The following is a 26,234-nucleotide window of genomic DNA, read 5'->3' on the forward strand; positions in this document are numbered from 1 at the left end:
GCATCGACCCTTCGCGGACGCCGGTCAGGCCCCCGACCGGGTCAACGTCCCGTTGCCGGTGGCCGACCCGCCGCCCCGCACCTGGACGTCCAGCCCGTCGCCGACGCGCCGCACCACGACCGTCCCGTCCGTGCAGGGCCCGCTGGTGATCCCCAGCTCCATCCGCTCCCCGCCCACCTCGACGACCGCCAGGCCGCCCGCGCAACGACTGCCGGTCAGGATCCCGGAGTCCTCCCCCTCGGGAAGGGACAGCGTCACGTCGCTCGTGTGGTTCCGGAAGCCGTCGGACTCCGACACCTGGCCCCGCCACGTGCCGCCCAACTGCTCGGGCGTGCGTGACGGCGTCTCGCCGCCGCCCCCGGGGACCAGCACCCAGGCCACCCCCGCGACGACGACCGCGCCCAGCGCCGCCGCCACCCACACCAGCGAGCGCCGCTTCTCCCGCCCACCCGGCGCGACGGTCACGGGACCGCCGCCCACCAGGCCCTCGCCCAAGGACGGGTCCGTCGCCGCCCCGCCATTGGAGAGACCCCCGACCGCAGACGACGTCGTACCCGCGATCGGCGTCCCGCCGGTGTGGGCCGTCCCATCGCCCATGGAGGGCGTGCCGCCTCCGGGTGGCGTTCCGTTCACGGGAGACGCCTCGCTCGGGGGCGGGCCGACCAGGGAGACCTCCCGGGATGGTGGGCCCATGGGGGGCGGGGTCGCCGTCCATGGTGGAGCGTTCTCGGCCGGTGGGGGGCCGGGAGGCGGGAGGTGGACCGGGGGGCCGATCTGCTCGACCCTGTCGATCAGGTCGATGGCCTGCTCGGTGAACGGGTCCGGGGCGGGCGGCGACGCGTCCGGGACCTGTGCCGGGGCCGGGGGGAGGAGCCATTCGAGGATGCCCCACGCGCCCGGGCGGCGTTCCGGGGCCTTGTCCATGCAGAGCAGCAGCAACGGGACCACGGCCTCGGGGACGCCCGCCAGGTCCGGTTCGTCGTCCATGATGCGCCGGAACAGCGCGGGCATCTCGTGGTGGTAGTCGGCGTGCCCGAACGGGGCCCGTCCGGTCGCCGCGAACACCATCGTGCCCGCCCAGGCGAAGACGTCGGAGGCCATCGTCGCCGGCTTCCCGGCGAGCTGTTCGGGAGAGAAGTACGGCGGGGTGCCGATCAGCCGGCCGGTGGCGGTGCGGGCGTCGATGGGACGGGCGATGCCGAAGTCCACCACTCGCGCCCCGTCCGGGCCCAGCAGGAGGTTGGAGGGCTTGAGGTCGCGGTGCACGATCCGGGCGCCGTGGATGGCGGTCAGCCCGCTGACGCTCTGGATCATCAGCCGGATCAGCGCGTCCTCGTCCAGCGGCCCCTCCAGCTCGACCCGCTCGTACAGCGACGGGCCCGCGACGTACTGGCTGACCACGTAGGGCGCGGGGCCGTCCAGCGACGAGCCGAGGATCCGCGCGGTGCAGAACGGCGCGACCCGCATGGCGGCGTGGACCTCCTCGCCGAGCTGTCGGCGGGCGGCGCCGTCGGCCCCGGGGGAGAGGCCGTCGAGCTTGAGCATCTTCACCGCGACCCGCCGGCCCTGGGCGTCCTCGGCCAGGTAGACGGTGCCCTGGCCGCCCTCGCCGAGCCGTCCCAGCAGACGGTGGGGACCGACCTCGCGGGGATCGCGGGGCTCCAGGGGCAGCACGGGCATGGCGTGTCTCCTCGTCAACCTCTGCGCAAGGTACCCGTCGTCGTCCCGCCGCCGATCAGGTTGGGCGACTCGTAGCGCAGACCGCCGCCGTCCAACGTGAGCTTGACGGTGCCGCCCGTGCAGATGCTGGTGTCGGCCTTGTCGGTGACCACGGTCTCGGTGAAGTCCGCCGTCGAGGGGCCGGCGGCGGTCAGCTTGAGCGCGTTCGTGCAGCCCCAGGCGTGGTAGACGGCCCGCCCGTCGGCGGATCCCTCGGTCAGGGTGAGGGTGACGTCGGTGTCGTTGGTGCCGCCCAGCAGCGAGGGGGTCGAGACCTTGCCCTCCCACGTGCCGCTGAACGCCGCCGGGACGCCCTGACCGCTCCCGGTGGTCGTCCCGCCCGTCGGCTGTGCGGTGCCGCCGTTGGAGGTGGTCTCGGGCCGGGACGAGGTGGATCCGGGGAGCGTGCGGTTCGGGTCGCCGTCGTCGTCCCCGAGCAGCGCCACCAGGCCCACGGTGCCCAGCACGACCAGCGCCGTCACCACGACCGTGGCGCCGACCAGGAGCCCCGTGCGTCCCCGCCGCTTCACCGGGGAGGCGGTCACCGTCTCCTGCCGTCCCAGAGGCACCCCGGCCGTCTGCACCGGAGGCGCTGCATCGGAGGGCGGCACCGTCCGCTCCGCCGACGGGTCGGCGAGCCGCACCAGCAGGGCGCGGGCGGTCGGCCGCCGCTGCGGATCCTTGTCGAGGCATTCCAGCAGCAGGCCCAGCACCCGGTCGGGCACTCCCGACAGGTCCGGCTGCTCCGAGGAGATCCTGTGCATCAGCGCCGGGATGTTCCCGCCGCCGCCGAACGGAGGCCGTCCCGTCGCGGCGTACACCATCGTCCCGGCCCACGCGAACACGTCCGACGCCGGTGTGGGCGGCTCCCCGCGCAGCCACTCGGGCGCGAAGTACGCGGGCGTCCCCACCATCTGCGTGTGGGTCTCGGCGTCCACCGCACGGGCGATCCCGAAGTCCACGACCCGGGGCCCGTCGGGACCGAGCAGCACGTTGGCGGGTTTGAGGTCGCGGTGCACGATCCCCGCGCCGTGGATGGCGGTGAGCCCGCTGGCCGTGTTCACCATCAGCCGGTCGAGGTCGCCGCCCTCCAGCGGCCCCCGCTCCTGCACCCGCTGCTGGAGCGACGGCCCCTCCACGAACTCGCTCACCACGTACGGGTGCCGCCCCGCCGTCGAGGAGTCCAGCACCGCCGCCGTGCAGAACGGCGCGACGCGCTTGGCCGACTCCATCTCCCGCGCGAACCGCGACAGCGCCGCCTCGGAGGTCGCCTTGAGGACCTTCACCGCGACCCGGCGCCCGTCGGGGCCGTCACCCAGGTAGACGATGCCCTGGCCGCCTTCGCCGAGCCGCGCCAGCAGACGGTACTGCCCGATCTCGCGGGGGTCGTCGGCCTCCAGCGGAAGGCTCGGCATGGGGTTGTCCCTCCAAGAAGTGTGCGGTCACCTCTGTACGACGCGTCTACGCTATCCGTCGGTTCGACCCCGTATGGTCGGCTCCATGGGAGACGGTGACGGCTGGACCCGCTGCACCCAAGGGCACCAGCACTGGGGCAAGCACGGCGCCGCCGGGATGCTCATCTTCCACCGCGACCCCGCCGGGGGCGCCCATCTCCTCCTCCAGCAACGGAACTGGTGGTGCAGCGGCGCCCTGAGCTGGTGCATGTTCGGCGGCGGCCGGCGCCCCGGGGAGGAGCCGCTGGCCGCCGCGTTCCGCGAGACGGCCGAGGAGTGCACGCTCGACCCCCGGAGGCTGCGCGTCCACGGCCTCCTCACCGACGACCACGGCGGCTGGAGCTACAGCACGGTGGTGGCCTCCGCCGACCACATGCCGAAGGTGAAGCCCGCCTCCCTGGAGACCCGCCGGGCGGCCTGGTTCCCTCTGGAAAAGGTCGAGGGACTGCGTCTCTTCCAGCCGTTCGCGGTCGCGTGGCCTAAGCTCGCCGGCATGTTGTCCCGGCTGGTCCTGGTGGTGGACGCGGCGAACGTGGTCGGCTCCCGCGCCGACGGCTGGTGGCGCGACCGCGCGGGCGCCACCGCCAGGCTCCGCGACGAACTCGCGCCCCTCGCGGAAAAGGGGGTCACCGGTCACCCGGAGGGCCTCCACGACACCTCGTACCCCGAGATCGTCATGGTCGTCGAGGGCGCGGCCCGTCCCGTCGCCGACACGGCCGTCGAGGGCGTCCGCACGGTGGCCGCCCCCGGCAGCGGCGACGACGCGATCGTCGACCTCGTGAGCCACCCCGAGCCCGACGCCACCTACCTGGTCGTCACCGCCGACCGAGAGCTGCGCGCCCGCGTCACCGCGGCGGGCGGCTACTGCGCCGGCCCCGGCTGGCTCCTGTCGCAGATCCCCTGACGCCGGGGCTCTCGGGGGCGAGCCACACGGCCCCCATGGGCGGGACGCGCAGGACGGCGGACGCGGGCTGGGCGTGCCAGGGCTCGTCGGTCGCGTCGACGCGCCCCATGTTGCCGACGCCGCTCCCCCCGTACTCGAACGCGTCGGTGTTGAGGACCTCGCGCCAACCGCCGGTACGGGGCAGGCCGACGCGGTAGTCCTCGTGGGGTTGTCCGGCGAAGTTGACGACGCAGGCCATCACGGAGCCGTTGGAACCGTAGCGGAGGAACGACAACACGTTGCCGCCCGCGTCGTTGGCGTCGATCCAGTGGAATCCGCCGGGCTCGTTGTCGATCGTGTAGAGCGCGGGGGACTCGCGGTAGACCCGGTTGAGGTCGCGGACGAGGCGCTGCATGCCGAGGTGGTTGGCACCCTCCCCGGAGTCGTCCAGCAGCCACCAGTCCAGCGTGCGCTCCTCGGCCCACTCGCCCCCCTGGGCGAACTCGCCGCCCATGAAGAGCAACTGCTTGCCGGGATGGGACCACATGTAGGCGAACAGCGCCCGCAGGCTCGCGAACTTGTTCCAGGTGTCGCCGGGCATCTTGCCCAGCAGGGAGCCCTTGAGGTGGACGACCTCGTCGTGGGAGAGCGGCAGGACGTAGTTCTCGGAGAACGCGTAGATGAGCGAGAACGTGATCTCACCGTGGTGGTAGTGCCGGAACACCGGGTCCCGCTCCAGGTAGGTGAGGGTGTCGTGCATCCACCCCATGTTCCACTTGAACCCGAAGCCCAGACCCCCCAGGTGCGTGGGGCGGGTGACCCCGGGCCACGCGGTGGACTCCTCGGCGATCATCGTGATGCCGGGGTAGCGCTTGTAGACGGTGGCGTTGGTCTCCTGAAGGAAGGAGATGGCCTCCAGATTCTCCCGGCCGCCGTAGACGTTGGGCGTCCACTGCCCCTCCTCGCGCGAGTAGTCGAGGTAGAGCATCGAGGCCACGGCGTCCACGCGGAGGCCGTCGACGTGGAACTCCTCCATCCAGTAGCACGCGTTCGCCACCAGGAAGTTGCGGACCTCGGAGCGGCCGAAGTTGAAGACCAGCGTCCCCCAGTCGGGGTGCTCGCCCTTGAAGGGGTCGGCGTGCTCGTACAGGGCGGTGCCGTCGAAGCGGGCGAGCGCCCACTCGTCCTTGGGGAAGTGCGCGGGCACCCAGTCGACGATGACGGCCACGCCCGCCTGATGCAGCCGGTCGACGAGGTGGCGGAAGTCGTCGGGGTCGCCGAAACGTGAGCTGGGCGCGTAGTAGGAGGTGACCTGGTAGCCCCACGAGGGGCCGTACGGGTGCTCGGCGACGGGCAGGAACTCCACGTGCGTGAAGCCCATGTCCACCACGTAGTCGGTCAGCTCCTCGGCCAACTGCTCGTAGCTCAACCCCTTGCGCCACGAGCCCAGGTGGACCTCGTAGACGCTCATGGGCTCGTGCAGCCAGTCACGGCCCTTGCGCTTGGCCATCCACTCGGCGTCCTGCCACTCGTAGGAGGAGGCGAACACCTTGGACGCCGTCGCGGGAGGGTGCTCGGTCCACTGCGCCATCGGGTCGGCCTTGCCGCGCCAATGCCCGTCGGGCCCGAGGATCTCGTACTTGTAGGCGGCGCCGCTCTCCACGCCGGGGACGAACAACTCCCAGATGCCGCTGGAGCCCAGGGACCGCATCGGGTGCCCCCGTCCGTCCCAGTGGTTGAAGTCGCCGACGACGCGCACTCCGCGCGCGTTGGGGGCCCACACCGCGAACGCCGTGCCGGTCACCTCGCCGAACCCCGACGGGTGAGAGCGCACCCGCGCCCCGAGCGCCTTCCACAGCTCCTCGTGCCGCCCCTCAGCGAACAGGTGGACGTCCAACTCGCCCACCGAGGGCAGATGCCGGTACGGGTCGTCCTGGACGAGCTCGGGTCCCTCGCCGTACGTGACCGCCAGCCGGTAATCGGGGACGGCCCTCGGGTCGTCGAACGTCAGAGTGGCCTCGAACACCCCTTGGTGGACGTGCCGGAGGGGATGACGCTTCCCGTTCGGGAGGACGACCTCGACCTGCTCGGCCAGGGGACGGAGCGCTCGGAGGGTGATGCCGTCGGGCCCGGGATGGGCCCCGAGGATGGAATGCGGATCGTGGTGGTCCCCTCCGACGAGCCGGTCGAGCTCCTCGTGCGTCACCGGTGCCATGGTGATCTGGGCCTCCCTGTCATCCGCCCTGTCATCCGTCCCGGATGCTCAGAACCTATGCCTGCCCCGTGACGGCGGTGTTTCACCTCCGGTCGACGATCAGGGAGACGTTTCCTCGGGTCGGATCAGGAACGGTCGCGTGTGCGGTACTCCCCGTAGCGGCGCATCGCCCGGTCGGCCAGCCCGTACAGGCGTTCGTTCTCCAGGACGAGGCGGCGGGCGCGGGCCAGCGGGGCGCGCCCGACCCAGTGGGCGGCGGCGGCGGGGCACGGGCGGCGCACCACGCCCTCGCCGACCGGCGTCTCGCGGCTCCTCAGCTCCTCCTTGTAGCGCCAGCCGACGCCGGGCCCGAGGTCCATCTCCCGGATGCCCTCCTTGGCGGCGGCCTCGGCCATGTGCAGGTGCAACGCCATCCCGGGGGAGTACCGCGCGAACTCCGGGTCGTACACCGGGAACCATGTGATCAGCGTGTGGTCGCTGCGCAGCCCGAAGTGCCCGGCCACCGGCCTCCCGTCGGCGTACAGCATGGACAGCGACCCGGCGAAGTCGTCCCCGTGGACGCCGTGCAGCAGCTCGATCAACGCCACCACCCACGGACGCGCGAACCGGTCGGCCCGGCCCATCGCCCGGTACTGATCCGACTTCCACCGCCGCACCAGCCGCAGCGACTCCGCGTCGCGGACGTCGAAGTCGAACGTCACCTCGCCGACGTCGCGGCCGAGCCTGCGCTCCTTGTACCGGGTCTGTTTGACGACCTTGGAGCCCCTGGCCCGGAGCCCCTCGACGTACCCGTCGAAGCCGCCGCTCAGGTCCATGAGCACCGAACCGAGCGTCTTCGCGGTATACGGCTCGAACCACGGCTGACCCGCCGCCAGCGTGCCGTACTCCCAGACGCCCAGGCCGCAGCCGCGCAACAGCTCCCGGGCGTCCACGTCGAGCCCGGGGGAGTGGACGAGCCCCTGGCACAGCGACAGCCACCCCCCGATGGCCGCGCCGACCCCCCGCCCCTTCAGCTCGAACGGGAAGAAGCCCACCACGTCGGGGCCCTCCTGGAGGACGGCGACCCGGGCCCCGCCGCGCACCCGGTCGACGGCGCGCGCGTAACCGGCCGACATGAACGGGTTGGCCTGCCGGGGGGCCGACGCCTGCATCGCGCGCCAGGCGGCCAACTCGGCGTCCCCCAGCTCACGGGGGCGGACCACGGAGATCTGCACGGCGCTCCTCTCAGGAAGTGCGGTCCATCCAGCGGACCTCGTAGGGGTCGAGGCGGACCCTCCGATCGCCGACGTACGTCTCGAGCAGGTCGTCGGAGACGTTGACGGCCACGGTCATCCGCGGCTGGGCGAGCACCCGCACCTTGGCGGAGGAGGGCCGCACGTCGATCATCCGGGTGCCGGCGGGGAACCACCGGGCGAACTCCTGGAGCACGCCCAGCATCCGCCCGGGGGCGCCGCCGTCGGGCACGGACGTGGTCACCCACAGGCAGCCCTCGCAGGTGCGGTCGCCGTCCTTGGGGATCCGGTTCCAGTACAGCACCGTGGACACCCCGGTCCTGGCCTGGTCGATCAGCGACGCGACGTGCATGGCCGCGCGCCGCCGCTCCGACCAGGGATCGGTGTCGGGCTCGATGTAGTACTCGTTCCACCAGATCGGCAGGGAGGTCTTCGAACGCAGCCACCGGTTGATCGCCACGAACTTGTCGAGCGCGGTGACCGCGTCGGGATAGACGTCCCGGTCGTCGCTGGCGGTGGGCCCGTCGACGGAGACGAAGTCCGCGCCCCGGCTGTTGGCCAGCCAGTACTCCACCGCGTCCAGCGCGATCTGGTCCACGCTGCCCCAGGGGCCGCGCAGCGCCGAACCCTGCCCGCCGACGTGGCTGTACATCGGGACGTACGGCCCGCCGACCTCGTTGGCCGGGTTGACGGCCTTCACGGCGTCGTAGACCAGGTTGTACATCCGGGTGTAGCCCTCGTGGTCCCAGCGCACGCGCTGCGGGTCGTAGAAGCCCTTCAGCTCGTTCCAGACCGCGAAGTGCCGGACGTACGGGTAGCGGCGCGCCACCGCCGCGGACAGTCGCGCGAAGTCGGCGTAGTGCCGCGGCCGGGGAGCGAACTCGAGTCGGCTCCAGTCGGTGTCGCCGGGCCTGCCGCCCTTCATCCAGTCGGGCGCGCAGCACAGGGTGATGACGGGGACGCCGCCGGTCCGGCGGATGTACTCCATCCGCCGGTCGAGCGCGGCCCAGTCGTACCGGCCCGGCGCCGGCTCGGGGTTGTCGGCGCCCCAGCCCATGATGTGCTGGTTCTGGACCAGCGGCCGTGCGGCGATCGAACGGGCGGCGACCTCGCTGGCCGGGCCCACGTCGGCGCTGCGGTCGGTGTGCGTGAAGCCCCACACCGGCCAGGGGGCGGAGTACGGCGCGCCGACGACGCCGAGCGCCTTCGGCGGCACCCGGACGGGAGCGCCCGCCTCCTCGACACCGCCGTCCCGCAGCACCGCGTGGCCGACGACGGCCCCGGCCAGCGCCACCAGCGCGACGATCGCGCCGATCACCCACAGGCGTCCGCGGCGGGCGGAGGTGTCGTTCATGGTGATCCTCGGTTCGGGCGGGAGAACGTGAACGACTGGCGGCGGACGCCGTTGTCGAAGCTCGACAGCAGCGGTACGGGATCGCCGTCCGTGCGCAGCCCCGGCAGCCGGTCGAACAGCTCCCGGAACATGATCCGCAGCTCCATCCGGGCCAGGTTGGCGCCCAGGCACAGATGCGGGCCCGGGGCGCCGAACCCCACGTGCGGGTTGGGGCTGCGCCGGATGTCGAAGGCCCCCGGGTCGGGGAAGACCTCCGGATCGTGGTTGGCGGCCTGGTAGAAGAGCACCACCTTGTCGCCCGCCCGGAAACGGTGGCCGTTCAGCTCGTGGTCGCGGGTCAGCGTGCGACGGAACTGCATGATGGGCGAGCAGTACCGGACGATCTCCTCGATCGCGCCGCCGATCCGGCCGTCGTAGTCGGCCAGCAGCGCCTCGCGCTGATCCGGGTGCTCGGTGAACAGCCGCAGCCCGTGCGCCAGCGCGTTGCGGGCGGTCTCGTTGCCCGCCACCAGCAGCAGGTCGAAGAACGACCCCAGCTCCCGGAGCGTCAGGTGCTCGCCGTCGGCCCCCGGCTGCGCGTTGACCAGCGCCGACACCAGGTCATCGGCGGGCTCGGCCCGGCGGGCCCGGCCCAGCCGCGCCATCAGGACGTGCAGGTCGGCGATCGCGCGCAGGTTGCCCGCCAGCAGCCGCAGCGTCCGCGGCCGGGCGAGCGAGCCCCGGACCCCGGCGTACGCGGTCATCGCGTCGACGCGCCGCAGCACGTACGGGCGGGTCCGCTCGGGAATGCCGAGCATCGCGCAGATGACGTGGACGGGCAGCCGGGCCGCGACCTGCTCGACGAAGTCCCGGGGCCCCTCGGCCAGCACGTCGTCCACGATCCGGGCGGCGGCGGCCCGGACGTCGGCCTCGATCCGCGCCAGCATCCGCGGGGTGAACGCCCGCGACACGATCCGGCGCAGCCGCGCGTGCCGGGGGTCGTCCATGTTGATCATCGGGGTGCCGAGCAGCGCTCCCAGCCACGGCGGAGGCTCGGGCGACGTCGCCGCGGGCTCGCTGCTGAACGTCTTCGCGTCCCGTCCGGCCGCCACCACGTCGGCGTGCCGGACCAGGGCGTGGAAGCCGTGCCCGCCGCGCACGAACGGCACCCGGGGCTCGGCGAAGAAGACCGGCGCGCCCTTCTCCCTGAGCCTGGCGAAATCCGCGAGTCGGTCCTTCTCGGGGCGATCCCAGAACGCCATGTCCACCAGGTCGATGTCGGCGATGGCGGGATGCAGTGCCACGCTCTCTCCCGTGGGTTCGCGGAAATACGGATCGGCCGGCCACTGCGTCACGTTAGTGCCACGACGGGGCGTTCAACGAGGTCCGAGCGTTCGGCCATACCGTTTAGAGCGATTTTCCAGAGGAGGGGGTCCTGCGATTTTCCCGTGCCATGCGTCGGCATGGGAAGGGCATTGCCCGCCGGGAAAATGTGACCGCACGGGCGCGCCGAGAGGGGGTCGCGCCGATGGCTCCGCCCGTGCGATCACAGTCCGTGAGTCCCGGGATGGCCCGGGATTCAGTCCTGCCTGGCCTTGCTGTCATGGGCACCTAACGGACCGGTGGCACCCGCGCCCCGATCCGCCCCCGGAGGAGGACCGGGCCGGGCGGCCACGCCGCCGCGGTGATCATTCCTCCTCCCGGCTCCGGCGGGCCTGGTCGGCCAGCAGCGCCCGAAGGCCGGGCGCGTCGTCGGCCGCCACGGTCATCGCGTGACCGGCCTGGAGCTGCGCGTCCGTGAGGTCCCCGCTGCGCGTGGCGTACCAGCGACCCGCGTCGCTGCGCCACACGATCCAGCCGGGGAACTCCGCCTCGAAGGCCGCTTTGAGGTGGTCGAAGTCCCCCATCCCGGGACGTCCTTTCGCGAAGCGCCGTTTCTGTATACAAATGTGAGCGACAGGTGCGGAGGCGTCAAGCTGTCCGTAAGAGGACCGTCCCTCGGCGGATAGCGCCGGATCGGAGGTGAAGCCCGGTGCAGGATCGACCGGCGTACCTCCGTATCGCCACTGAGCTGCGGGAACAGATCCAGCGCGGCGACTACCCACCCGGCTCCCGATTGCCCACCCTCGCCCGGCTCTGCCAGACCCACGGGGTCTCCCAGATCGTCGTCCGGCACGCGATCGCGCTGCTCCGGGGCGAGGGCCTCGTGGAGACCCGCCGGGGCGGCGGCACCGTGGTCCGCGTCCGGCCGCCGGCCCGCCGCATCGCGATGAACCGCTACCTCAACGCGCCCGCGCAGCCGCCGGCCGACCGGCCGCCGGAGCCGCCCGCGCCGGAGCCGCCGCCCGAGCCCGCCACCGCGTTCACCCGCGACCAGCGCATCGGCTGGAGCGAGTACCGCCTCGACCGCACCTTCACCCGTGTCCGGGCCGACGCTCATCTGGCATCCCTCTTCCAGGAGCCCGTGGGCACCCCGTTGCTGCGTCGTCACTTCGTCTTCCACTCCCGTGGCGAGCCCCAGCAGATCTCCACCAGCTATCTGCCGTGGGCGCTGGTCGAGGGCACCCCGGTCGCCGACCCGGCCCGTGAGCCGTGGCCCGGCGGCACCCCCGCCCAACTGGTCTTTCTCGGCCATCCGGTGACCCGGGTCGAGGAGTCCGTCCAGGCCCGCATGCCGACCCCGGACGAGGCGGAGACCCTCCGGCTCGCGTCCGGTGTGCCCGTTCTGACGATCACCCGCCGCATGCTCTCCGGCGACCGGCCCTACGAGGTCTGCCGCGACATCGTCATCCCGGCCGACCGCGCGATCCTCGATTACTCCATAGATCTGTGATCACTCGATGGACCTGTGACGGCCGGGCCCCGCCCCGGCGAACAGGACCACACCCAGGTCCGTGAGCCGCCGGCACGCCTCGGCGGCGGCCTCGGGGGAGCCCAGTGCCCGGGCGGCCAGGTCCTCCAGACGGAGGGGCAGCCCGTCCGGCCCGACCAGCTCCGGCGGGCCCGCCCAGGTGTGCCGCCACTCCGCCACGCACGAGCGGACGGCGGCCAGCCTCATCAGCGTGGCCAGCGGTCCGGCGAACAGCGGCACCGCCTCGTCGCGGGTCCGGTCGGGGAACAGCGCCCCCGCGATCAGCCCGAGCGGGAGCGGCCCGCCCGCGATGAGGTCGAACACGTGCGCGAGGCTCAGCCGCCCCGGGTCACCGGCGATCACCGAGCCGATCCGCCGGTAGATCCGGTCGGCCTCGCGCTGCAGTTCGGCGGTCATCACCGCCGTCGTGAAGTCCGGCCAGCCGAGCAGCATCCGTTCCCCCGGATCCAGAAGCCGGTGACCCCAGGAGAGGGGAATGTCGCCCATCAGCGCCGTGGCGCGCCGGACGGGCTCACCTAGCCCCAGCAGCGGCCTGCGCGCGTCGACCATCGCGGCGAACCCGCCGAACACGTCCTCCGGCGCGTACCCGGCCTCCCGGCCCGGCTGGACGTAGACGTTCAGGAACGACTCCCAGGCCTCGCGGACGGCCCACAGCTCCCGGGTGGCCCGCGCGACGGTCTCCGGGCCGGCCGCCCGGATCGCGACCTGGGCCGCGCGCTCCTCGTTGCGCGCGCCGCGCCGCGCCGACTCGTACGCCACGAGCGCCAGCAGCTCGTCGGCGCCCAGGGTGTGCAGCAGGGCCAGGCCGACCGACATCCGCCGTCGCCCGCCGACCAGGCCGAGCAACACGGAGTCCTCCTCCACGGTGACGTCGGGGTCACCGATCAGATGGATCTCGTCCGGCGGTCGCACGCCCGCCCGCCGCGAGACGTCCGCCACGGCCGCCCACAGCCCGGGCGCCTGCCGCACGGTGACCGGCACGCTGGCCATCATCCACGCTCCAGTCGGTAGTCACGATTGCGCGCACTGTATCCAGCGATCGGCCGCGCCCGCATTCGTACGGTCAAACCGTTATGACACTGAGTGATATGCCCTGTCGGGCGTACTGTGGGATGGATGGGCTTTTCGATCCGAATTCAGGGGGAATGGGTCATGGCCACCTTCATGGATGTGCACCGCGACATGGCCGGAATCACCGCCGAGCGACTCCGCGAGGCGCACGACGCCGACCTGGCGATCCAGTCCGAGGAGAACGTCTCCTTCGAGCGCGCCTGGGCCGATCCGGTCTCCGGCGTCGTCTACTGCCTCTCCGAGGCCCCGTCCGCCGAGGCCGTCCGGCGCGTCCACGCACGCGCCGGCCACCCCGCCGACGAGATCCACCCGGTGCCGCTCACGATCTGACCCGGAGCGCCCGCCGCACCGCCGATGCCCGATGGGGCTCACGCCTCGAAGAGCCAGTCCTCCTCGCCGGGGCGGGCCTCGTCCGGCTCGGCGGTGAGGGCGGCCCGGCGGGTGAGGACGACGTCGGTGACCGCGATGGCCCCGCAGACCGCCATGACGGCGGCGACGCCGCCGCGCACCGACCACAGGTCGAGGGAGAGCATCACCTGGGCCACGGTCATGGCGACCACGAACGACACCGAGCCGGAGACGATCACCCGGGCCGGCGGCGTGAGGCGCGGCAGCAGGGGCCAGGTGGCCAGGCCGGGGCCGGTCAGGAGGAAGAGCAGCGTCAACGGCCCGGCGAGCGGGCCGCCCATGTCGAGGACGGTGAGGGTGGCCCCGGCCAGGCCTAGGGCCGCCACCACGGCGACGGCGAGGAGTCGGGGGCACGGCATGGTCACGAGCCCAAGATGTGGAAGCGTTCGAAGACGACGATGACGTACAGGGCCAGCAGGGGCCAGACGGAATAGCCGAGACCCTGCAGGGCGGGGTGTCGGGACGGACGGCCGCGCAGGCGGGCGATCTCGCGCGCGGTGAGGGAGATGACGAGCAGGAGGGTCGCGAGCACCCCGACCTGCGTCCACGTGGTCTTGCCGACGCTGAACCCGGTCGCCGGCGGCACGGGCGGGGGAGCCCCCGGAGGCGGCGTGCGGAGGGCGAAGACGTCGGCGTCCTTGTGCCGGAACACCGGCCGCAGGTCACGGGAGGCGCTCAGGGCCTTGACCAGACGCCGCCCGTGGTCCGCCGAGAGCCCGTAGGTGTAGTGGTTGTACGACTCGTTCCCCCGGGTGGTGAGGAAGACGCCGCCGGGACGCTGCCGCAGGGCCTCCACGATGGGGCGGACGTCCTCCGGACGCGAGGGGGCCTGCAGTTCGGTGTAGTTCCAGCGTTCCTGCGCGGCCAGACCCCAAGGGGCCTGCGGGAACGCCCCGACGGGGCCCCGCCGACCGACCTGCCAGACCAGGTTGACGCGGCCCTGCGGGGCGGTGCGCAGGATGGTCTCGAACGCCTCGACCTCGCCGGCCCGGACCCGTTCGAAGTTCTCGTTGCCGAACCGGACGAACAGGAAGGAGCCCGCGATGAGCAGCCCGCAGACGGCGGCGGCGGTCACCGCCCGCACCGGCCGCGCGATCGCGAACGCGGTCGGGAAGAACAGGTACGCCATCAGCAGACAGGCGCCCGGCAGGATGAAGAAGTAGACCCGCAGGGTGATCTCGCCGCCGTAGTTCTGCAGCCCGATCGCCAGGAACGGCACGAAGAGCAGCACCATCGCCACCCGGTCGTCGAACCGCCAGCGCCGCCGCCGGTACAGGCCGCAGAACGCCAGCGACACCACCGCCACGGCGATCAGGATGCGGGTCCGCTGGATCGTCGCCAGCTCCGGGCTCTCCCGGGTCACCCGGCCGCCGACGCTCATCCCCAGGGTGTCGGCCAGGTTGCCGATGCCCGAGAACAGGCTCTCGGTCTGGCCCTCCCAGTACGCCTTGGCCATGTAGCTCAACCAGGCGGCGATCACCACGCCCATCAGCAGCGGCAGCCCCCGCAGCGTGCAGCGCCGCATGAGCACGAGGCCGGTCGCCGCGAACAGCATCAGGTACGGGGTGAGCTGGTGGCTCGCGACCGTCACCGCGAACACGCCCAGCAGGACGACGAACACCACGGTCCGCTCACCGGGCCCCGGATGCCCCACCTGCCGTTCGCCGGGCGTCCTCAGACCGACCCCGCCCCGGGAGAACGGCCCCCGGCGGGGCCGCCACGGCTCCGTCTCCCCGGCGGGCATGAACCAGTTGAGCAGCACGCCGAGGAACACCAGGTACAGCGCGAACGCGAACCCCTGGGGGGCGAAGTAGTCCTGCCCCACCCAATCTGCGGCCACCAGCAGCCAGGCGGCGAACCACTTGGCGCGCCAGTTGGCCCACATCACCCGCAGGATCAGGTAGAACGCCACCAGGTACAGCAGCTCCAGACCCACCGACGACCAATGCATGATCGGTGCGAGGTCATCGACGCCGGCGGCGCGGGTGACGAAGCCGACCGCGGCGAAGAAGGCGGGCCAGCTATAGCGGGCGTCCAGCGTGACGTGCGGCTCGCCGGTCCGGGTGATGTACTCCACGAACCCGAGGTGCTGCCACGCCGTCGGCGGCCGCGCCAACTCCTCCACCGCCGGCCCCAGCCCGTGCAGCATGAACACCAGCGCCACCACCTGGACGCAGAGCAGCGCCCGATGCGGCCTGCTCAACGCCAGCGTGCCGAAGAACGTCAGGACCAGCACCGCCGCGCTGACGAGCGTGGCGACGGGCAGCACCGAGACGAGCCCGTACCCCGTCATGTCGTCCAGGTCCACCCGCGTGAGCGGCGCCCAGAACAGCACGAGCCCCAAGACGAGGCCCACCGTGAGGCACACGGTCGGCACGCGCGAGGGCGGGTGTGCCGGAGAGGAGACCGGCGGTGACGCCGTGCTCGCTCTCTCCTCGCTCACGGCCACCATCAGACGCCCCCCGTGGAGACCGCCACCGGAGCCGGGGACACGCAGGCGCGGCGCAGGGACGGCAGGACGGCGGCGGCGATCACCACGTTCACGCCCAGCACCACCAGCCCGATGGTCACCAGGTCGGCCCCGTCGAACAGCAGCGGCACCAGCGCCAGCACCCCCAGGAACCGGGCGCCCTGCAGCACGGCGATCATCCGGGTCCGCGACCGCACCCGCAGCACGCCCACGTACAGCTCGATCAGCGCCTTGGGCAGGATCGCCACCGCCAGCAACTGCAGCAGCGGCGCGCCCTCCTCGGCGTACCGGTGGCCCAGCAGTTCCAGCGCGAACGGGCAGGCGACCACGACGAGCGCCACCGTGGGCGTCATCAGCATGAACGTCCGACGCAGCGCCGCCCGGGTGTGGGCGGCCAGCTCCGAGCCGTCGAACGCGCCCTCCACCGTCAGCGACAGCGACAGCGTGATCGCCAGCAGTTCGAGCATGATGCCCAGCGCCCACGCCATCTGGAAGTACGCGTTGACGGCGTCGTCCTGCAGCCGCGAGGCGACCACGACGGGGATCAGGCTGATCGACGCGTACTGGAAGACGCCGCCCAGGTAGCCGCCGCCGAAGTAGCGGAGGATGTCGCGGTGGGTGGGCCGCTCGCCGCGTCCGTAGTTGTCCTCGCGGTGCCGGGGCAGGAGCCGCCGGAAGATGAGCGCGTTCACCGGCGCCAGCGCCACCAGCACGGGGATGAACCAGGACAGCACGACCCCGTCCTCGGGATGCAGCGTCAGCGCCAGCACCACCAGCAGCAGCAGCTTGACGAGCCCGAACACCAGGTTCACCACCGGGACCCAGGCGGCGCGGCGGAGCCCGGTGAAGACGGCCTCCTGCTGGTTGAACAGGTTCCAGGCCACGGCCAGCGCCAGGAACGCCAGCCCCGGCGCCCAGCCGTCCAGCCGCTCGTACACGGGGGCGCGCGACGGCACCACCAGCAGGAACCCCAGCCCCAGCAGCACGGCGCCCGCCGAACCGACCCCGTAGCAGGTCAGCACCAGTCTCTTGGCGTTGCGGGCGGTCTGCGGGAGGAACCTGATGAGCAGGAAGTTGAGCATGGTCACGCCGCCGACGAACATGATCGCCTGGACGGCCGCCCAGTTCCGCCCCACGATGCCCGGGTCCTCGTCGTAGAGGAACGCTCCAAGCGTCCAGTACGCCAGCCCCAGCAGCCCCGTGAACGCCCCGTTGGCGACCAGCGCGTACGCGTTGCGGAACAGCGGGTCCGACAGGTCGCCGCGCAGGCCGCCGACGACCGCGCGCACCGGGTTGCGGCCGCCCATCCGGACCTCGTGCTGCGCCGCCCTCACGGCCCCGCCCCCATCGCCCGGGCCGTGGAACGCAACCGGCGGACGACGGCGTACCCCTTGGTCAGCATCCGGTCGAACGCGTAGGTCCGGGCGACGTCCCGCCCTTCGACCACCTTCGCGAACGTGCCGAGGCCCATCGCCCAGCGCACCGTCAGCCGGGGGAGCGCCAGTGCGTCCTCGTCGCGGGGCAGCCGGTTGGCCACGGCGCAGGCGGACTCGTAGCCCACCTCCCGGGCCGCGCGGCGCACCCGCGCGCTGGAGTAGCCGTACGGGTACGCCATCGTCCTCACCGGCCGGCCGAGCCGGTCCTCCAGCAGGCCCTTGTTGCGGGTCAGCTCCTCGAACAGCGCGGTGCCCGGCACCTGGTCGAGCTCGGGATGGCTGTGGCTGTGCCCGCCGATCTCGATGCCGTGGTCGGCGGCCTCGCGGACCTGCGCCCACGTCAGCGTGCGGCCCGGCGGCCGTCCCGCCCCGTCGGGCCCGGCGTCGGCCAGCCAGCCGGTCGTCACGAACAGGGTCGCGGGGAACTTCAGCTCGGACAGGACGGGCAGCGCGTTGGCGTGGAAGTCGGCGTAGCCGTCGTCGAAGGTGATCACCACGGGCTTGGCGGGCGGCGGGTCGTTCCCGGCGAGCAGGTCCGACACGGTGACGGGTGTGAAGCCGCGCTCGGCGAGCAGCCCCATCTGCCGGGCGAACGTGTCCGGTCGGACCGCCAGCCGTCGGGTGGCCTGCGACGGGCGCGCGTTGACGGAGTGGTACATCAGCACCGGCACCGCCGGCCGCGTCACCGGTCCGCTCCGGTCGGAACGGGCCGGTGCGTCGCACGGATCCCGGAGGCCGAGCCGACCGCGTACCCCCAGGCCGTCCAGGCGAGCCCGACGGTGATCGCGGCGGCGCGTCCCAGCCCTCCGAGGTCGCCGCACGCCGCCTCGCGCAGCCCCCGGACGGCCCCGCGCGGCAGCGTCCGCAGGGCGTGGGCGCGCTCGCTGGCCAGCCCGTCCTGGGCACCGACGCTACGGGTGACCAGCGCCTTCGACAGCCCCTCGGCGTAGCAGCGCTCCCGGAAGTACGCGAAGCGGGCCCGCTCGTCGGGGACCCGATGCCAGATCACCGCCGCGTCGTCGTAGATCAGCTCCGCTTTGGGGGCCGCCTGCCGCAGGCGGATGCAGAACTCCGTCTCCTCACAGCCCAACGGCCTTCTCCCGTGGTCGCGGCCGATGCCGCCGGCGAAGCCCCCCGCCACCGTGAACGCCTCACGACGGAACGAGGCGTTGCCGCCCATCAGGTTGCGGATCGGGCCCGGGGTCATCCCCCGATAGGTGCAGCCGACCGTCCAGTCGAACTCCTCGGGGAACCAGCCGGGCCGCCGCCCGCCCTCGGTCGGGTCGTCGCCCCCCGGCGGCGGATGCCCGAGCCGCAGCCGCTCCGACGACGGCGAGCCGGGCCACAGCGCCAGCGTGCGGCCCCCGACGCCCATCACGCGCGGGTCGTCGTAGTGGCCGGCGAACGCGTCCAGCCAGCCCGGCGCGGCCACCGCGTCGTCGTCGAGGAACGCGACCACGTCGCCGCGCGCGACCGCGACGCCGGTGTTCTTGCCGCCCGACAGGCCCCGGCCCTCGGCGTTCTCCACGACGACCGCGTCGGGCAGCGACGCCGACAACCGCGTGCGCAGGTCGGGGTTGTGGTCGACGACCAGGACGATCTCCTCCGGCGGGCGGCTCTGGGCGCGCACCGACGCGACGGCGGCGTGCACGTCCTCCCACCGGCGTTCGGTGTAGGCGCAGATGACGACCGAGATGTTCACTTCCGCCCCAGGTGGCCCGAGCGCAGCCGGGCGTAGGCCCGCAGGGCCCGGTCCGCGCGGTCGTACAGCTTCCGGTTGGTGAGCACGGCGTCGCGCGCCCTGTTCAGCGGGACGGCGCGGGCCCAGTGCAGGGCGACGCCCGCCGCGTGCCGGGACAGCGGCCTGGCGACCCGGCCCTCGGCGATGGAGATCTCGCGGCTCTTGAGGCCCTCCTTGAACTCCTTGCCGCCGCGGCCCATGGCGATCTCGGTGATCTCGGCGGCGGCGCAGCCCTCGGCCAGCCGCAGGTGGCCGATCATGCCGGGCGAGTACCGGGCGAACCGCGTGTCGTAGGCGGGGAACCAGCCGGCCATCACCGACCCGCACCGCAGCCCGAAGTGCGCCGACACCGGTTCGTCGCCCGCGTACAGGACGCTCAGCACCCCGAAGCCGGTCCGGTGGAAGTGCCGCACGAGCGCGACGATCCACGGCCGGGCGAACCGGTCGACGCGGCCGGTCCGGGTGTACTGGTCGGACTTCCAGGCCATCAGCCGATCCAGTTCGGCCTCGTCGCGGCAGTCGAAGACGTACCGGACCCCGCCGACCTCGCGACCGAGCTTGCGCTCCTTGTACCGGAGCGTCTTGTGGGTCTTGGGCGACGCCCGCCGGGCCTCCTCCAGGAACGCCGCGAAGCCCCCGCTCAGGTCCATCACGGGCTCGGCGCGGCGCACGGAGTGGAACGGCGCGAAGGTGGGCTGATGGGCGAGCAGATGGTCGAAGTCCCAGACCCCGAGCCCGCAGGCCCGCAGCAGGTCCCGGGCGTCCAACCGCAGACCCGGCGGCGCCACGATGCCCTGTAGGTCGGTCAGGCCGAAGCCCACCGGATGCCCGATCCCCGCCCGGGCGTGCTCGTAGGGAAGGAACGCGGCGACCTCGCCGCCGTCCTCGACGACCGCGACGCGGACCCCGGGACGGAACCGGCCCACACCCAGGGTGAACTCCGGGGCCAGGAACGGGTTGCCGAGTTCGGGATCGGTCTGCTGGAGGGCCCGCCACCGGGCGATCTCGGACGCGCCGAGATCGGCCGGACGGACCACGCTGATCTTCACAGGCGGTCCGATCCCTCAGTCCAGGGCGCTCAGCACCGGCAGCGGTTCGGGCGCGGGCTCCCCGGCGGGCGCCAGCGGCCCCTGGAAGCGCAGCCGGACCATGGTCCTGAGCACCCGCCAGCCGTCCCGGAAGGTGTTCAGGTTGGACTCGCCGAACCGGCGCTCGGTCTCGTGGCTGGGCACCTCGGCGATCCGCAGCCCCGCGCGGACGGCGTTGACGCACATCTCGGTCTCGATCTCGAACCCGGTGGACCGCAGGCACAGCCGTTCGACCGCGCTGCGCCGCATCGCCACGAACCCGTAGCAGAGGTCCGACCACCGCTGGCCGTAGAGCAGGTTCGCGGTGCGGGTGAGCATCCGATTGCCCAGGCTGCGGAGCCCCGTCAAATCGTCCGAGCCGCCCCCGCAGGCGTATCGGGTGCCCTTGACGACGTCGTATCCGCGGCACAGCAGGGCCAGGAAGGCGTCGAATTCGGCCGGGTCCATGCTGCCGTCGGCGTCCAACATGATGATGAGGTCGCCGGTGGCCGCCGCCATTCCGCGACGCATCGCCGAGCCCTTTCCGGTCGGCGGCTCGACGATGATCTTCGCGTCGGGGCGAATGGCGAGGGCCACCTCCACCGTGCCGTCCGCGGACTCCCCGTCGACGATCACGATCTCGTCCACCGCCGTCAGCCGCGGCATCAGCCAGCGCAGGTTGTCGGCCTCGTTGAGGGTCGGGATCACGGCGGTGACCGTGGGCCACTGCATCCGTCGTCCGGACGGTTCGAGGCGGTGGAGTCGGCCGACCGCGGCGCCCACCAGGGGATGGTGGGAGTGCACGGGATTCCCCGTACCTTGGTGGCGCCTCGTCCCGTTGGATGACGGGTGGCCCCATGTCGTCTTCTGTCTTCGCACCGAACACTCCCTCAGGTGACGCGGCCGACACGGTGCCCGGCGCGGTTCGCGCCGGGCACGGCAAATCACTGCAAAGGGGGGTTCGGTTATCGTTGAAGGAACGGTCTTATTCGGGATCGTTCAGGTCGTCAGATGCGGCAGGGAACCCAGCGGGACGTGCAGCCAGGACGGCCGATTGCGGGCTTCGTAAAGGACCTCGTACACCGCCTTGTCGAGTTCGAAGGCGCGCAGCAGCAGCGCGTGCGCGCCGGGATCGGGACCCCCTCCGTCGGCGTAGCCCCGGCAGAAGGCGCTCCGGTTGCGGTCGGCCCATTCGCGGGCGCGCGCCTCGAGCAGCTCGGACTGCCCGGCCGCGACCTCCTTATGGCCCGCGAGCAGGAACCGCGCCGCGTACTCGAACGAGCGCAGCATCCCCGCCACGTCCCGCAGCGGGTGCGCGGGGGCCTGACGCTCCGCCAGCGTCCGGGCCGGCTCGCCCTCGAAGTCCAGCAGCACCCAACCGCGGTCGGTGCGCATCACCTGACCCAGGTGATAGTCGCCGTGGATGCGCTGCACCGGGACCGGCCGATCCAGCTCCGCGAGGTCCGCGTAGACCGCCCGGATCGACGCGGCGTACGGCGCCAGCTCGGGGACGTCCGTACAGGCGGCCTCCAACTGCTCGTGCATCCGCGCGGACGCCGCCCGCAGCACGTCGGCGGGCGCGTCCCGCACCCCGAACGCGTCGGCCAGGTCGCGGTGCACCGTGGCGGTGGCCGTGCCCAGCCGTCGGGCCTCCGCGGAGAAGTCACCGCCGGCCTCCTCGGCGTGCAGCTCCGCGCTCCCGTACAGGTCGCGGACGCTGGTGGTGGCGAGCTGCCAGCCGTCGGACGCCGTGCGCAGGAACTCCGACAGCATGCCCACGGTGGCGTGCCGTTCCTCCGCGTCCTCCTCGATGCGCATGTCGACCCAGCCGTAGAGCCGGGGGATGTGCGCGCATCCGGCGTTCGTCAGGGCGAGGTTCAACTCCAGGTCGGGATTGACCCCGGGCGTGATGCGGCGGAACAGCTTGTAGATGTAGTCCTCGCCGAACACCAGCGAGGTGTTGGACTGCTCCGCGGTGCCCGCGAGGGAGGCCAGTCCCGTCTCGACCTCGGCCCCCGGCACCCGATGGAACGACAGCGGCCCCACCGACGCCTCGGACGCCAGGTCGGCCAACAGCACCTGCGTCAGGTCCGGGTCGTGCGCGGCGTCGTAGACGTGCATCCCGTCCACCGCGAGGATCTCGGCGTACTGCAGCCGGTCCGGCAGCCGGTTCCGGTAGCCGAGCAGCAGTTGGTAGAGGTCGCTCGCGCCGTCGTCCTGCCGTACCCGGACGAGCGTGTGCCGCAGCGCGAGCCCCTCGGGGGCGGGCGCCGACAGGTCGGTGCCGACGACGATCTCGACCCCGGTGACCTCCCTGCCCTTCCCGGCGAACCAGCGCCGGCGCGGAAGCCAGCCGATCAGGGCCTGTTCGATGGAGCGGTCGGGCGGCCGCACAGATCACCTCATCCTTCCTTCGCCTCGACGGGTTGGACGGGCTGCTCCTGGACCGCGTCGGCGCGCCTGGACTCCGGCGGAGGCGGCGGGAGCACGAACCAGTAGAAGCCGTGACCGGGGAGCGTGAGCAGGTAGGGCAGCTCGCCCACGGCGGGGAACTGCACCCCGCCCATGCACTCCACGGGGGTCGAACCCTCGAAGCGACGCAGGTCCAGCTCCACGGGCTGGGGGAAGCGCGACAGGTTGTTGACGCACAGCACCCGGTCGTCGCCGTACTCCCGCACGAACGCCAGGACGCTCGGGTTGGAGGCGGGCAGCTCCACGTAGGTGCCCAGCCCGAACACCGGATGCCGCTTGCGGATCTCGATCATCTTCCGGGTCCAGTGCAGCAGCGAGCCCGCGTTCTTCTGCTGGGCCTCCACGTTGACCGCCTGGTACCCGTAGATCGGGTCCATGATCAGCGGCAGGTAGAGCCGGGCCGGGTCGCACCGGGAGAACCCGGCGTTGCGGTCCGGCGTCCACTGCATCGGGGTGCGGACGCCGTCGCGGTCGCCCAGCCAGATGTTGTCGCCCATCCCGATCTCGTCCCCGTAGTAGATGACGGGGGAGCCCGGCAGCGACAGCAGCAGCGCGGTGAACAGCTCCAGTTGGTTGCGGTCGTTGTCCAGGAGCGGGGCCAGCCGGCGGCGGATGCCGATGTTGGCCTTCATCCGCGGGTCCTTGGCGTACTCCGTGTACATGTAGTCGCGCTCCTCGTCGGTGACCATCTCCAACGTGAGCTCGTCGTGGTTGCGCAGGAAGATCCCCCACTGGCAGAAATCGGGGATCTTCGGCGTCTGCGCCATGATCTCGGAGATCGGGTAGCGCTGTTCCCGCCGCACCGCCATGAAGATGCGCGGCATCACCGGGAAGTGGAACGCCATGTGGCACTCGTCCCCGCCGGTGGCCGGGTCGCCGAAGTACTCCACCACGTCGGCGGGCCACTGGTTCGCCTCGGCGAGCAGCACCCGGTCGGGGTAGAGCCGGTCGACCTCCGCGCGGACCCGCTTGAGGTACGCGTGCGTCTCCGGCAGGTTCTCGCAGTTGGTGCCCTCCCGGGCGTACAGGTACGGCACCGCGTCCAGCCGGAACCCGTCGATGCCCAGGTCCAGCCAGAAGCGCAGCACCTCCAGCATCGCCTCCTGCACCGCGGGGTTGTCGTAGTTGAGATCCGGCTGGTGGGAGAAGAACCGGTGCCAGAAGTACTGGCCGCGCACCGGGTCGTACGTCCAGTTGGACGCCTCCGTGTCGACGAAGATGATCCGGGCGTCGGCGTACTTGTCGTCGGTGTCGGACCACATGTAGAAGTCCCCGAACGGCCCGTCCGGATCCGAGCGGGACGCCTGGAACCAGGGATGCTGGTCGGAGGTGTGGTTCATGACCAGGTCGGCCACCACCCGGATGCCCCGGGCGTGCGCCGCGTCGATCAGCGCCACGAAGTCGCCCAGGTCGCCGAACTCCGGCAGGACCTGGGTGTAGTCGCTGATGTCGTAGCCGCCGTCGCGCAGCGGCGACTGGTAGATGGGCAACAGCCACAGGCAGTCGATGCCCAGCCACTGGAGGTAGTCCAGTCGCTGGATCAGCCCGCGCAGGTCGCCGGTGCCGTCGTCGCTGGAGTCGCTGAAGCCCCGGATCAGCACCTCGTAGAACACGGCGTGCTTGTACCAGTGGGGATCGCGCGGCTTCTCGTGGCTGAAGGTGTCGGGAATGGGCTCACCGGTGAGCTGCACCGCGTCGGCGGGCACGTCGCCGTACGGCTCGGCGGCCTGCGGGTCCGGTGCCTGCTCGTCCAGGCCGTTGCGCTCCTCCGGCATCACGCCGGCAGGTGGGGAATCAGTCAATTCTTACTGCTCCGGAGCGTGAGGATGTGGGCCGGCTGGGTGTACGGGTCGAGGCGGACGTAGTTGGACTGCCGCCACTCGAAGGACTCGCCGGTCAGCTCGTCGGTCACCGCGAACTGGTCGGACCACTCGAGTCCGAGGGCGGGCATGTCGAGATGGACGGTGGCCTCACGGACGTGGTGCGGGTTCAGGTTGACCACCACCAGCACCACGTCGTCCTCGAGCCGCTTGGAGTAACAGAGCAGCTCCTGCTGGTCGACCTCGTGGAACCGCAGGTCGCGCAGCCTGTGCAGGGCGGGGTGATCGCGGCGGAAGGCGTTCAGCCTGGTGATCAGCGGTGCCAGGCTGCGGCCCTCGGCCTCGGCCGCCGCCCAGTCGCGGGGCCGGTACTGGTACTTCTCGGAGTCGCGGTACTCCTCGCTGCCCGGCCGGACCGGGATGTTCTCCACCAGCTCGTACCCGGAGTAGACGCCCCACGTCGGGGACAGCGTGGCGGCCAGGACGGCGCGGATCTCGAACGCCGCCCGCCCGCCGTGCACCAGGTACTCGTTGAGGATGTCCGGGGTGTTGACGAACACGTTGGGACGCATGTACGTCGCCGTGTCCCCGGACAGTTCCGTGAAGTACTCCTCCAGCTCCCGGCGCGAGTTCTTCCAGGTGAAGTAGGTGTACGACTGGTGGAAGCCGATCTTGGCCAGGGTGTGCATCATGGCCGGCCGGGTGAACGCCTCGGCCAGGAACAGCACGTCGGGGTCGGTCTTGGCGATGTCGGCCAGCAGCCGTTCCCAGAACGGCACCGGCTTGGTGTGCGGGTTGTCGACCCGGAAGATCCGCACCCCGTGGTCCATCCAGTGCCGGACCACCCGCCCGACCTCCCGGAAGATGCCCTCCGGATCGTTGTCGAAGTTGAGCGGATAGATGTCCTGGTACTTCTTCGGAGGGTTCTCGGCGTAGGCGATGGTGCCGTCGGCCCGGTGGGTGAACCACTCGGGGTGCTCGGTGACCCAGGGATGGTCGGGGGAGCACTGCAGCGCCAGGTCCAGCGCCACCTCCAGGCCCAGCTCGCCCGCCCGTGTCACGAAGTCGTCGAAGTCGTCGAGGTCGCCCAGCTCGGGATGGACGGCGTCATGGCCCCCCTCGGGCGAACCGATCGCCCACGGGGAGCCGGGGTCGTAGGGGCCGGCGTTGAGGGTGTTGTTGGGGCCCTTGCGGAAGGTGCGGCCGATGGGGTGGATCGGCGGCAGGTAGACCACGTCGAAGCCCATCTCCGCAATGGCGGGCAATCGCTTGGCGGCCGTTCGGAACGTTCCCGACATGGGGCCTCGGCGCCCCATCGGGTCGAAGGAGGCCCCTTCGGAACGAGGAAAGAACTCGTACCAGGAGCCGTAGAGGGCCCGCGCGCGGTGGACGACCAGCGGATACCACTCGGTGGTGGTGGTCATCTCGCGGAGCGGATAGCGGGACAGCAGGTCGGAGACGTCCGGGGACAGCGCCGCCTCCAGGCGCTCGGACCGGGGGATCGTCGGGTCGGCCAGGTCGCGGGCCAGCCGGGCCACCGGGGGGCGCTCGTGCGAGGGCAGGCCCTCGGCGGCCCGGGCGAACAGCTTCGCGCCCTCGGTGAACATCAGCTCGACGTCCTGGCCCCGGGGGATCTTGATCTGCGCGTCGTGCGCCCAGTGGGCGATCGGATCGCCCCACGCCTCGATCTTGAAGTGCCACACGCCCGGCTCGGTCGGCGTGACCCGCGCCGCCAGCCGGTCGGTGCCCGGGTCGGTCTCGTGCATCGGCATGCAGGGGCTGAGCGCGCCCAGCGGGTCCCGCAACACGACGCCGGCCCCGAGCATCTCGTGGCCCTCTCGGAACACGGTCGCGGTGACCTCGAAGGTCTCTCCCACGACCGCCTTGGCGGGCCAGCGGCCACAGGAGACCACCGGCTGTACGTCCAGGATGGGGATGCGCCCTATCACAGTCCTCGACGCTACCCACGGCCGCTCCGAGATCGGGAGGTTTTTGGGCAAGTTCTGATCCCTTGGTGTCTTCTGGTCGACCCGCATGCCTC

Annotated in this window: 21 protein-coding genes; 3 read left to right on the top strand and 18 right to left on the bottom strand. The window is 72.0% G+C overall.

The window, feature by feature from the left end; genetic code table 11:
• Positions 1-24 precede the first annotated feature (24 nt).
• Positions 25-1,680, bottom strand: coding sequence for a serine/threonine-protein kinase (locus DFJ69_RS21705; protein ID WP_170177736.1), 1,656 nt, complete (start codon positions 1,678-1,680; stop codon positions 25-27).
• Positions 1,681-1,694: 14 nt separating this feature from the next.
• The gene (locus DFJ69_RS21710) at positions 1,695-3,134 is read right to left on the bottom strand and encodes a serine/threonine-protein kinase (RefSeq protein WP_116024304.1); all 1,440 of its coding nucleotides are present in this window, start codon (positions 3,132-3,134) and stop codon (positions 1,695-1,697) included.
• Between the two features lie 85 nt (positions 3,135-3,219).
• Between DFJ69_RS21710 and DFJ69_RS21715 the strand changes: the two genes are divergently transcribed.
• The gene (locus DFJ69_RS21715; protein ID WP_116026796.1) at positions 3,220-4,077 is read left to right on the top strand and encodes an NUDIX hydrolase; all 858 of its coding nucleotides are present in this window, start codon (positions 3,220-3,222) and stop codon (positions 4,075-4,077) included.
• On the opposite strand, the gene glgB is transcribed toward DFJ69_RS21715, so the two are convergent.
• From glgB to DFJ69_RS21740, 5 genes are all read right to left on the bottom strand, one after another.
• Entirely contained in the window at positions 4,019-6,271 is a 2,253-nt protein-coding gene (glgB, locus tag DFJ69_RS21720) for a 1,4-alpha-glucan branching protein GlgB (RefSeq protein ID WP_116024305.1), read from the bottom strand. The genes DFJ69_RS21715 and glgB overlap by 59 nt on opposite strands.
• A gap of 125 nt (positions 6,272-6,396) precedes the next feature.
• On the bottom strand, positions 6,397-7,485 hold the full coding sequence (locus DFJ69_RS21725; RefSeq protein WP_116024306.1) for a GNAT family N-acetyltransferase: 1,089 nt from the start codon (positions 7,483-7,485) through the stop codon (positions 6,397-6,399).
• A gap of 10 nt (positions 7,486-7,495) precedes the next feature.
• Positions 7,496-8,857: a glycoside hydrolase family protein gene (locus DFJ69_RS21730; RefSeq protein ID WP_116024307.1), complete on the bottom strand. Its 1,362-nt coding sequence runs from the start codon at positions 8,855-8,857 to the stop codon at positions 7,496-7,498.
• On the bottom strand, positions 8,854-10,140 hold the full coding sequence (locus DFJ69_RS21735; RefSeq protein ID WP_245974512.1) for a cytochrome P450: 1,287 nt from the start codon (positions 10,138-10,140) through the stop codon (positions 8,854-8,856). Before DFJ69_RS21735 ends, DFJ69_RS21730 begins: the two co-directional genes overlap by 4 nt.
• A 384-nt stretch (positions 10,141-10,524) precedes the next feature.
• Complete coding sequence (locus DFJ69_RS21740; protein WP_116024308.1) at positions 10,525-10,743, bottom strand: hypothetical protein; 219 nt, start codon at positions 10,741-10,743, stop codon at positions 10,525-10,527.
• 125 nt (positions 10,744-10,868) lie between these two features.
• Between DFJ69_RS21740 and DFJ69_RS21745 the strand changes: the two genes are divergently transcribed.
• Positions 10,869-11,669: a GntR family transcriptional regulator gene (locus DFJ69_RS21745; protein WP_116024309.1), complete on the top strand. Its 801-nt coding sequence runs from the start codon at positions 10,869-10,871 to the stop codon at positions 11,667-11,669.
• Here the strand turns inward: DFJ69_RS21745 and DFJ69_RS21750 are convergent, their stop codons facing one another.
• The gene (locus DFJ69_RS21750) at positions 11,670-12,701 is read right to left on the bottom strand and encodes a M48 family metallopeptidase (protein ID WP_147312386.1); all 1,032 of its coding nucleotides are present in this window, start codon (positions 12,699-12,701) and stop codon (positions 11,670-11,672) included.
• A 159-nt stretch (positions 12,702-12,860) separates the two neighbouring features.
• Between DFJ69_RS21750 and DFJ69_RS21755 the strand changes: the two genes are divergently transcribed.
• On the top strand, positions 12,861-13,109 hold the full coding sequence (locus tag DFJ69_RS21755; protein WP_116024311.1) for an SCO4226 family nickel-binding protein: 249 nt from the start codon (positions 12,861-12,863) through the stop codon (positions 13,107-13,109).
• Positions 13,110-13,147: 38 nt separating this feature from the next.
• Here the strand turns inward: DFJ69_RS21755 and DFJ69_RS21760 are convergent, their stop codons facing one another.
• From DFJ69_RS21760 to DFJ69_RS21805, 10 genes are all read right to left on the bottom strand, one after another.
• Positions 13,148-13,552, bottom strand: a complete 405-nt coding sequence (locus DFJ69_RS21760; RefSeq protein ID WP_147312387.1) for a hypothetical protein — start codon at positions 13,550-13,552, stop codon at positions 13,148-13,150.
• The gene (locus DFJ69_RS21765) at positions 13,549-15,543 is read right to left on the bottom strand and encodes a hypothetical protein (RefSeq protein WP_170177737.1); all 1,995 of its coding nucleotides are present in this window, start codon (positions 15,541-15,543) and stop codon (positions 13,549-13,551) included. The genes DFJ69_RS21760 and DFJ69_RS21765 overlap by 4 nt, the downstream gene beginning before the upstream one ends.
• A gap of 95 nt (positions 15,544-15,638) precedes the next feature.
• A complete protein-coding gene (locus DFJ69_RS21770; protein WP_116024314.1) occupies positions 15,639-16,991 on the bottom strand; it encodes a polysaccharide biosynthesis protein in 1,353 nt (450 codons plus the stop codon).
• Positions 16,988-17,779 (bottom strand): polysaccharide deacetylase family protein, encoded by a 792-nt coding sequence (locus DFJ69_RS21775; RefSeq protein ID WP_116024315.1) that lies wholly within the window; start codon positions 17,777-17,779, stop codon positions 16,988-16,990. The genes DFJ69_RS21770 and DFJ69_RS21775 overlap by 4 nt, the downstream gene beginning before the upstream one ends.
• Positions 17,776-18,795 carry a glycosyltransferase family 2 protein gene (locus DFJ69_RS21780; RefSeq protein WP_116024316.1) on the bottom strand — a complete coding sequence of 340 codons (1,020 nt, stop codon included), beginning with the start codon at positions 18,793-18,795 and terminating at the stop codon, positions 17,776-17,778. Before DFJ69_RS21780 ends, DFJ69_RS21775 begins: the two co-directional genes overlap by 4 nt.
• On the bottom strand, positions 18,792-19,883 hold the full coding sequence (locus DFJ69_RS21785) for a GNAT family N-acetyltransferase (protein WP_116024317.1): 1,092 nt from the start codon (positions 19,881-19,883) through the stop codon (positions 18,792-18,794). Before DFJ69_RS21785 ends, DFJ69_RS21780 begins: the two co-directional genes overlap by 4 nt.
• 15 nt (positions 19,884-19,898) lie before the next feature.
• Entirely contained in the window at positions 19,899-20,684 is a 786-nt protein-coding gene (locus DFJ69_RS21790; RefSeq protein ID WP_245974513.1) for a glycosyltransferase family 2 protein, read from the bottom strand.
• A 216-nt stretch (positions 20,685-20,900) separates the two neighbouring features.
• Complete coding sequence (locus DFJ69_RS21795) at positions 20,901-22,295, bottom strand: maltokinase N-terminal cap-like domain-containing protein (RefSeq protein WP_116024318.1); 1,395 nt, start codon at positions 22,293-22,295, stop codon at positions 20,901-20,903.
• Positions 22,296-22,303: 8 nt separating this feature from the next.
• A complete protein-coding gene (treS, locus tag DFJ69_RS21800) occupies positions 22,304-24,148 on the bottom strand; it encodes a maltose alpha-D-glucosyltransferase (RefSeq protein ID WP_245974770.1) in 1,845 nt (614 codons plus the stop codon).
• A gap of 23 nt (positions 24,149-24,171) precedes the next feature.
• On the bottom strand, positions 24,172-26,142 hold the full coding sequence (locus tag DFJ69_RS21805; protein ID WP_211328686.1) for an alpha-1,4-glucan--maltose-1-phosphate maltosyltransferase: 1,971 nt from the start codon (positions 26,140-26,142) through the stop codon (positions 24,172-24,174).
• Between the last annotated feature and the right edge of the window lie 92 nt (positions 26,143-26,234).

The organism is Thermomonospora umbrina (assembly GCF_003386555.1).
Classification (GTDB): Bacteria; Actinomycetota; Actinomycetes; order Streptosporangiales; family Streptosporangiaceae; genus Thermomonospora; species Thermomonospora umbrina.